The organism is Dokdonella sp. (assembly GCF_051958935.1).
Taxonomy (GTDB): Bacteria; Pseudomonadota; Gammaproteobacteria; order Xanthomonadales; family Rhodanobacteraceae; genus Dokdonella_A.
On record NZ_JBQCFP010000111.1, the window covers coordinates 1 to 6,997 of the forward strand.

Sequence of the window (6,997 nt, forward strand, 5' to 3'; positions counted from 1 at the left end):
CGGCCGCGTCGAACGATCGCCTCGGTCGTCGCGCAAGGTCGCGAAGTGACGTACGCCTTGGCGCTACCCACTCGGAATCGACGTTCCTGACCGTGCAGGCCCCGCAGCGCTCGCGACGTGCGAGCGCGCCGCAACAGGAGCATTCATGCACCAGAGGTTGGAATCGGATCTCACCGCAGATCGGTCGACGCATCGCAGCCACGTAGCACGCGGTTCGCGTCGGTTGCGGCAGGCCGCATGGCTCGTCGCCGCGCTCGTCGCCGGCCCCGCCCATGCGTTCGTCTTCACGGTCGGCAAGAGCGGCTTGTCGAACAACTGCAGCTTCCCGACCGTGCAGCAGGCGCTCACTGCGGCTGCGCGCAACCCCGGCCCGGACGAGATCTGGATCACGCGCGACGTCAACGGCGGTTACTACCAGAACCAGGCGCTCGTCTCGCCGGCACAGGACGTGAAGATCGTCGGCGGCTTCGACGATTGCTGGGACACCTCGCCGCAAGGCATGACCGAGTTGCACGGCAACGGCGGCGCGGCGGCGCCAGTACTGACGATCAACGGCGGCGTGGTGACGATCGAAAAGCTGCGCTTCACGCGAGGCGACGCGATCAACGGCACAACCGCCGCGGGTGGCGGCATCCGCTTCGTCGGCAACGGCGTCCTGAACATCACCGATTCGCTGATCGACCGCAACAACGCGAGCATGGGCGGTGGCATCGCGTTGCTCGCGCAGAGCGGCAGCATCGGCCTCAACATCGCCACGACGCAGATCATCGAGAACCACGCGAACACGGTCGGTGGCGGCGTCCTGCTGAAGTCGGGCGCGGGCGTCGCCGCGTTCACGGTGTGGGAAGACGTCGACCTCTCGTCCAACGTCGCGGCCGACGGCGGTGGCGCCATCGCGATGAATTCGCAGTCGATGCTGACGATGGACGGGCATCGCGCGCGCATCGCGGACAACATCAGTGGCGGCGACGGCGGTGCGATCCTCGCGGTATCGCCCGTGATCATGCACCTGTCGCCGGTCGAGTCGGCCTGGTCGTTCAGCACGTTCTCCGGCAATGAGGCGCGCAACGGCGGCGTCCTCGCGCTCGCCGACCATCCGCTGCTGGGCGCATCGCAGGGGCGCTCGGTCGTCACGATAACCTCCAGGGACAACGACTATCTCAACGTGATGACGGGCAACCATGCGCGCGAACGCGGCGGCGTGATCTACGTCCACCGCGCGCAGGCACCCGTGCGGGGCGACGACGTATCGAGCGTCTGCTCGTGGGGCGGCGAGTTCCAGGGCAACACGGCCGGTGTCAGCGGAACGATCGTATCGGTCGATGGCCCCGGCGCTCGCTTCCAGAACGATCCGTCCTGCTCGGCCACCCGCTTGGTGTGCAACCTCGATCGTGGTTGCGGCAACGTGGCCAACAACGTCGACGACGCCGGCGACGGCCACGTGAGCGAGGAAGGCGCATTGTTCGAGGTGCGCAACGGCGCGCAGATGACGATCAAAAGCCTGAGCGTGATCGGCAATGCGGTCGCAAGCCTGTTCGCCGTGCGCAACAGTGGCAGCTATCCGACGCCTTCGCTGGTCGTTTCTCAAGCGCTCGTCACAGACAACACGCTCGGGACCGTGCTTTCGCAGTGCGACGGTTGCCTGTTCGAGATGAACTCGTCGACGGTCGCGAACAACGACCTCGGTCCGACGGTATTCGGCAACGGCCCGTTCAACTTCTTCCTGTACGACTCGATCGTGGACCAGCCCGGCCGCAACCTGTTCGCTTCGGATCCTTTGCAGTTCGGTGGTACGCCCGTTTCCGGGCTGCTGTTCTCTGGCTTCTATCCTCGCACGAGCGATTCGCTGGTGTTCGGGCGGCCGACCTTCAATGGGGAGCGCGGCAACTACACCCTGCGCGCCGATTCCCTCGGCGTCGACTTCGCGCAGGCGCGTGCCGGCGAGGACATGTACGGTCGTCCGCGCAGCGTCGATCTCGTCTCGCGCCCGGACGGCCTGGGTCCCAGCGACCTCGGCGCACTCGAAAGGCAGGTCGACGAACGCTGAGGTGGCACGTCCGTTCCATGCAGCGTCGCGTGCGGGGAACCAGGCCAGCACGGCATCCCCGCACGCGTGTCCCCCGGAGTTTCAGTCAGGGGTTTCGGCCAAGTGGCGCTGCTGCAGGTATCCCCTTGTTTCCGTCCATGCCGGCGACGAGCTTGGGGCCCGCGATCGGCGGATCCGCGCTTCGTGAACACGTCGCATCGTGAACGACCAACTCCCCACGCCGCTCGCATCGGCTGATGCTGCTCGCACGATCGATGGCACCTCGCAGTGGGACCGCTGGACGATCGAATGGGTGTGTCCGGGAAAACGGCCACTCGCGACGCATGGCGGCGCCATCGTGCATGTCGTCGAGGGATTCGTCGCCATCCAATGCCGCGACTACCGATTGAGGCTCCCGGCCGGAACGACATTCCTCTGTCCTTCCGACGAGGTGCCACGACTCACGGCCGTTCCGGGTTGGACGCCACGTCTGTTGCGCATCGCACGCCCGAAACGCGCGGATGCGCAGTCACGTCCTTCGGCGCGGACACGCGTCGCCATGGCCTCGGATATCGTGGACGACGACGTGCGCGCCACCATCGCCATGCGGGCGATCGCGCAGGCGCTGGGCGGGAATGCCGTCGACAGCGAACTTCAGGTGGCTGTCCGCCGGGCGGCTGCCGCTCTGTTCGCCAGCCAGCGGCGCTCGCTGCACCTCGCGCGCCGCTGTTCGGGAAGGACGCGCGAGCGACGGACCGAGCAGTACTCGAGACTTGCGCGGGCGCGCGCGGTGCTCGCCTGGGGCGACGACCCGTCGATCGAGATCCCGCGCGTCGCCGCGATCGCGCACATGTCGACGAGCCACTTCATGGCGAGGTTCCAGCACGTCTTCGGCTGCGCGCCGCATCAGTATCGCATGGAGCGCCGCATGGAGCAGGCACGTCGACTGCTGCTCGACACGACGTGGTCGACTATGCAGATCGTCCATTGCATCGGCATCGAATCGACGGCCACGTTCGCGCGCATGTTCCTCCGGCATTTCGGCGTCCCGCCATCGCGGCTGCGCCGCAGTGCGTCCGCTGTTGAGCAACGCGGCGGATAGCGAAACGGGAGCGACGGAATTTTCGTAATTTTTGTCGTTGCCTGCGCGCGGTTCGGAATCTACTGTCCCGAAGCCGCTCCAGCGGCATCCGGTGGCGATCGCTGTCATCCCATTCCGCCGGACATCAACCACTGCCAGATTCGAGGTGATCCACGATGGAAATGCAGAAGGAAGCCAAGCTGTTCGCGTTCAAGCTTGCCGGGTCGAAGAAGAACGAAGCCCGCAACGAGAATACGTGGAAGGTTCGCGAGGACATCGCGAATGCGGCCACGTGCACGGGCCTCGACGGCGAAGTGCGCTACCGCATCAATCCGCGTACCGACGGCGGCGTGTTCTGCTGAAGATGACGCGTTCTGCGTGCGGGCCAGCCCGCATCGGATCGCGCGCGCCCCGCCCGGGCTTCCGGGTGGGGCGCTTTGCGCGCACGTCGAGCCGAAGCGCTCCGGGCAGCGGCCGCGTACGCGATCAGGCGCTGGCGGCTCTGCCATGAGTCGGCGCGCTTCCACGCTGGTCATCTCGAACAGCGCCGACGTTCATGTCGACGGCATCGTGCCGCGGTTGCGCGATCGTGGCATCACAGTCTTCCGTCTCGACGTCGACGCCTTTCCGCGCGACTACGTCCTCTCGTACGGAGGCATCGACGGCGTGCACGACACGCTCGAGCACACCCCGACGGGAGCGGTCATCGCATTGCGCGAGGTTGGCTCGGTGTGGACGCGCAAGACGGCTGACTTCGCCTTCCGCTGCGCGCTCGCCGGGCAGGAACGCGCGTTCGCCCGCATGGAGGCGGAGCACGCCTTGTTCGGCATGCTGGCCGCACTGGACTGCCTGTGGGTGAATCATCCGGCCGCTTCGCGCGCGGCGATGTGGAAGGGCGAGCAACTGCGCAGGGCGTCGCGCCACGGATTCGCGACGCCGGCCACGATCATCACCAATCGTCCGGACGACGTCGTTCGCTTCAAGGCCGCGGCCGGCGGCGACATCGTGTACAAGCCGCTGTCCGCATCGGATCTCGGCGCGAGCGAAGTGCCCGCCGACGAGCGTGTCGTCGGCCTGATGCCCACCACGATCGTCGACGACGATGCGCAAGCGCTGATGGCCGCCGTGGCCGAGCTGCCATGCCTGTTCCAGGCTTACGTCGCCAAACAGTACGAAGTTCGGGCGACGGTGATCGGCGATCGGGTCTTCGCTGCGCGGCTCGATTCGCAGGACGACGAACGCACGCGCATCGACAGCAGGGACATGCGGGCTCCGATCCGCTATGCCGCGATCGAACTGGAGCCTGCATTGGCTTGCGCCTGCGTCGCGCTCGTCGCGAGCTACGGCCTTGCGTTCGGCGCGATCGACCTGATCGTGACGCCCGAGGGCGATGTCGTGTTCCTGGAAGTCAATCCCGCGGGACAGTTCCTCTACGTGCAGCAACTCGTCCCCGAGCTCGACATGGCGGGTGCGCTCGCCGACCTGCTGGTGAAGGGCTGCCATGGTTGACCCACGTCCGAACGACGCCGAGTGGGCGGCGATCAGCCGGCTCGAGAAGCTGCGAAACAGCCGCGTCCTCGTGCTCGTCGCGATCACGATCGATCGCGACATCCTGCCCGCGCTGTACGAGGCCTGTCGCGCCATGGGCGTGCAGGACAGGCTTGACGTCGTGCTTGTCACACGCGGCGGCGTCGTCAACGACGCACGTCGCATCGGCTTGCTGCTGCGCTCCATGGCCACCCATCTCTCGTTCATCGTGCCGCACCACTGCGAATCGAGTGGCACGCTGCTCGCGCTCGCGGGGGACGAGATCGTCGCCGGCGACCTCGCGATCTTCTCGCCGATCGATCCCCACTTGAGCGGCGAAACGGGCGCTGCGGCGACCTCGTCGCTGTCGTGGCTCGACGTGACGACGTTTCCCGAGATGGCGCACGAGTGGTTCGGCGTCGAGCCGCGCGCGGCGGGCATCGCGTTGCTGCGGCTGCTGTGCGGTTCGGTCTCCGCGCACGCCTTGACGATGTTCTACCGGATCAGCCTGGAAATGCAGGCGACCGCGATGGAATTGCTCGCGCATCCCATGCGCCATGTTCCGCTCGAGGCGCGACGGCGCATCGTGGCCGAACTCATGGGAGGACGGCGATCGCACGACTACGCATTCACCGGAAGCGAGCTGGCGCAGCTCGGGGTTGCCGTCGTGCGCGACCCGCTCGCCGCGGATGCCGCGTGGGTGTTCGCCAAGAGGGCGAACGAACGCATGGGCGGAGCCAATCGCGTCGACGGCGAATGGTGCGACGTGCTGGTCGCCACGCGCGGTGAAGTGCGCACGCGGCTGCGCAGTGCCGGCGGAGCCGGTGCGCGCTGGCATCGGAGCGTTCCGTGATCGCGGCATGGATCGACGAAGCCATCCGCATCGGCGTCGCCGGCCTCCTCGCGTACGCCGCCGCGACCAAGGCGGCCGACCTGCCGGCGTTGCGCCGCAGCCATGGGGGCTTCGTCGGAGTCGACGACAAGTTCGCGAAAGTCCTCGCGCCGACGGTCGCCGGGGCGGAAGTCATGCTCGCCTCCGGGCTGGTCTTCGCGAGGGAATGGCGCATCGAAGCACTGGCCGCGGCGCTGCTCGCGTTCACCGTCTTCACCATACTGCTGGTCCGCGCGAACGGCGGGAGCGACGCGGTCAGATGCGCATGCTTCGGTGAAGGCGAGCGGCCGGTCTCTACGCACGACGTCGTGCGCAACCTCGTCGTACTCGCTGCGCTCGTCGTGTGCGCCGTATCCACGCCGTCGGCCGGAAGTCCCGGCGTGGTCGAGCACGTGTTGGCGATGGCGGCGGCTCTTCCGCCGATCGTCATCCTCTCGCGCTTCCATCGCTTCGTGGTCCTGCTGTTGCATGCGTCGGACGGCGCGCCGTGATCGGTGTGGATGCACTGGCGGGTCTGTGCGCGGCGCTCGCGGTCGGGCTAGCATTGAACCTGTTGCTCACGTTGAAGGTGCTTTCCGCAGCGCGCGCGATGGTCGTCAACGCGACGGCAGAGCCGCGACCCCACGTCGGTGAACGGGTCGCCGTCGTCGAAGGTCGTTCGCTCGAAGGCGCGCGCATTACGCTGCCGGAAGACGGTCGCGCGAATGCACTGGTGTTCCTGTCGAGCCGATGCCCCAAGTGTCGCGCGAAGGTGCCGGAGATCGCGCGCATGGTCCCTTCGGCGGAGACGGCGGGACTGCGGATCACGCTGGTCACGATGGAGTCGCGGCGACGACTGCGAGGGTTCCTGGGTGACGCGTTGATCGCAGCGTGCGTGCGGGTCCGCGGCCGGCAATACCGTGCTCTCAATCGGGTGCTCTCGACACCGCACTATCTCTTCATCGACGCCGAAGGCACGCTCGTCGCGCGAGGCGATATCGGCGACGAAGGATGGCATGGCTTGCGCGACCAGCTCGGTCCGGACGAAGGCACCTCGCCGGCAGTGCCGGGCGGATCGGCGTCGTGACCGGCGCGACCTCGTTCGGACGACTGGCGCTGCTGACGCCGTTCTGGCGGCGGTTCGCCGCCGGTGTGGTGGCCATGCTCGTCGCCGTTTCGCTGCAGCTCGCCTTCCCGCAGGCGCTGTCGCGCGTCGTGGACGGCGCGGTCGCGGGCGGAAAGACCGTCGGCACACAAACCGGCCTGCTCATCGCGGGCATTCTATTGCTGATGCCGATCGCCTCGGCCTTGCGCTACTACCTGTTCGAATCGACCGGGCACCGAGTGTCCGCGACAATGCGCAGGCGCCTGTTCGGCGCGCTGATCCGCAAGCCGGTCGCGTTCTACGACCAGCACACGGTCGGCGAGTTGGGTAGCCGCCTTTCCGGCGACACCGAGGCCGTGCACGACTCGTTGATGATGACATCCGCGC

Annotated in this window: 8 protein-coding genes; all 8 read left to right on the forward strand. The window is 67.3% G+C overall.

Annotated elements, in window-relative coordinates; genetic code table 11:
* Positions 1 to 145 precede the first annotated feature (145 nt).
* Complete coding sequence (locus ACTHK2_RS11050) at positions 146 to 2,047, forward strand: hypothetical protein (RefSeq protein ID WP_440245766.1); 1,902 nt, start codon at positions 146 to 148, stop codon at positions 2,045 to 2,047.
* A gap of 199 nt (positions 2,048 to 2,246) precedes the next feature.
* A complete protein-coding gene (locus ACTHK2_RS11055) occupies positions 2,247 to 3,128 on the forward strand; it encodes a helix-turn-helix transcriptional regulator (RefSeq protein WP_440245767.1) in 882 nt (293 codons plus the stop codon).
* 155 nt (positions 3,129 to 3,283) lie between these two features.
* Positions 3,284 to 3,469: a hypothetical protein gene (locus tag ACTHK2_RS11060; protein WP_440245768.1), complete on the forward strand. Its 186-nt coding sequence runs from the start codon at positions 3,284 to 3,286 to the stop codon at positions 3,467 to 3,469.
* Positions 3,470 to 3,614: 145 nt separating this feature from the next.
* Entirely contained in the window at positions 3,615 to 4,616 is a 1,002-nt protein-coding gene (locus ACTHK2_RS11065; RefSeq protein ID WP_440245769.1) for an MvdC/MvdD family ATP grasp protein, read from the forward strand.
* Positions 4,609 to 5,487 (forward strand): SDH family Clp fold serine proteinase, encoded by an 879-nt coding sequence (locus ACTHK2_RS11070; RefSeq protein ID WP_440245770.1) that lies wholly within the window; start codon positions 4,609 to 4,611, stop codon positions 5,485 to 5,487. Before ACTHK2_RS11065 ends, ACTHK2_RS11070 begins: the two co-directional genes overlap by 8 nt.
* Positions 5,484 to 6,017: a MauE/DoxX family redox-associated membrane protein gene (locus ACTHK2_RS11075; protein WP_440245771.1), complete on the forward strand. Its 534-nt coding sequence runs from the start codon at positions 5,484 to 5,486 to the stop codon at positions 6,015 to 6,017. Before ACTHK2_RS11070 ends, ACTHK2_RS11075 begins: the two co-directional genes overlap by 4 nt.
* Positions 6,014 to 6,592, forward strand: coding sequence for a TlpA family protein disulfide reductase (locus tag ACTHK2_RS11080; RefSeq protein WP_440245772.1), 579 nt, complete (start codon positions 6,014 to 6,016; stop codon positions 6,590 to 6,592). The genes ACTHK2_RS11075 and ACTHK2_RS11080 overlap by 4 nt, the downstream gene beginning before the upstream one ends.
* Positions 6,589 to 6,997: ABC transporter transmembrane domain-containing protein (locus tag ACTHK2_RS11085; protein ID WP_440245773.1), on the forward strand; the 409-nt coding region annotated here is incomplete at its 3' end. The genes ACTHK2_RS11080 and ACTHK2_RS11085, both read left to right, overlap by 4 nt.

Excerpts from the sequence above, each read along its gene's own strand:
- ACTHK2_RS11060 (WP_440245768.1), top strand. The coding sequence starts at position 3,284 with ATGGAAATGCAGAAGGAAGCCAAGCTGTTCGCGTTCAAGCTTGCCGGG.
- ACTHK2_RS11065 (WP_440245769.1), top strand. The coding sequence starts at position 3,615 with ATGAGTCGGCGCGCTTCCACGCTGGTCATCTCGAACAGCGCCGACGTT.
- ACTHK2_RS11050 (WP_440245766.1), top strand. The coding sequence starts at position 146 with ATGCACCAGAGGTTGGAATCGGATCTCACCGCAGATCGGTCGACGCAT.
- ACTHK2_RS11070 (WP_440245770.1), top strand. The coding sequence starts at position 4,609 with ATGGTTGACCCACGTCCGAACGACGCCGAGTGGGCGGCGATCAGCCGG.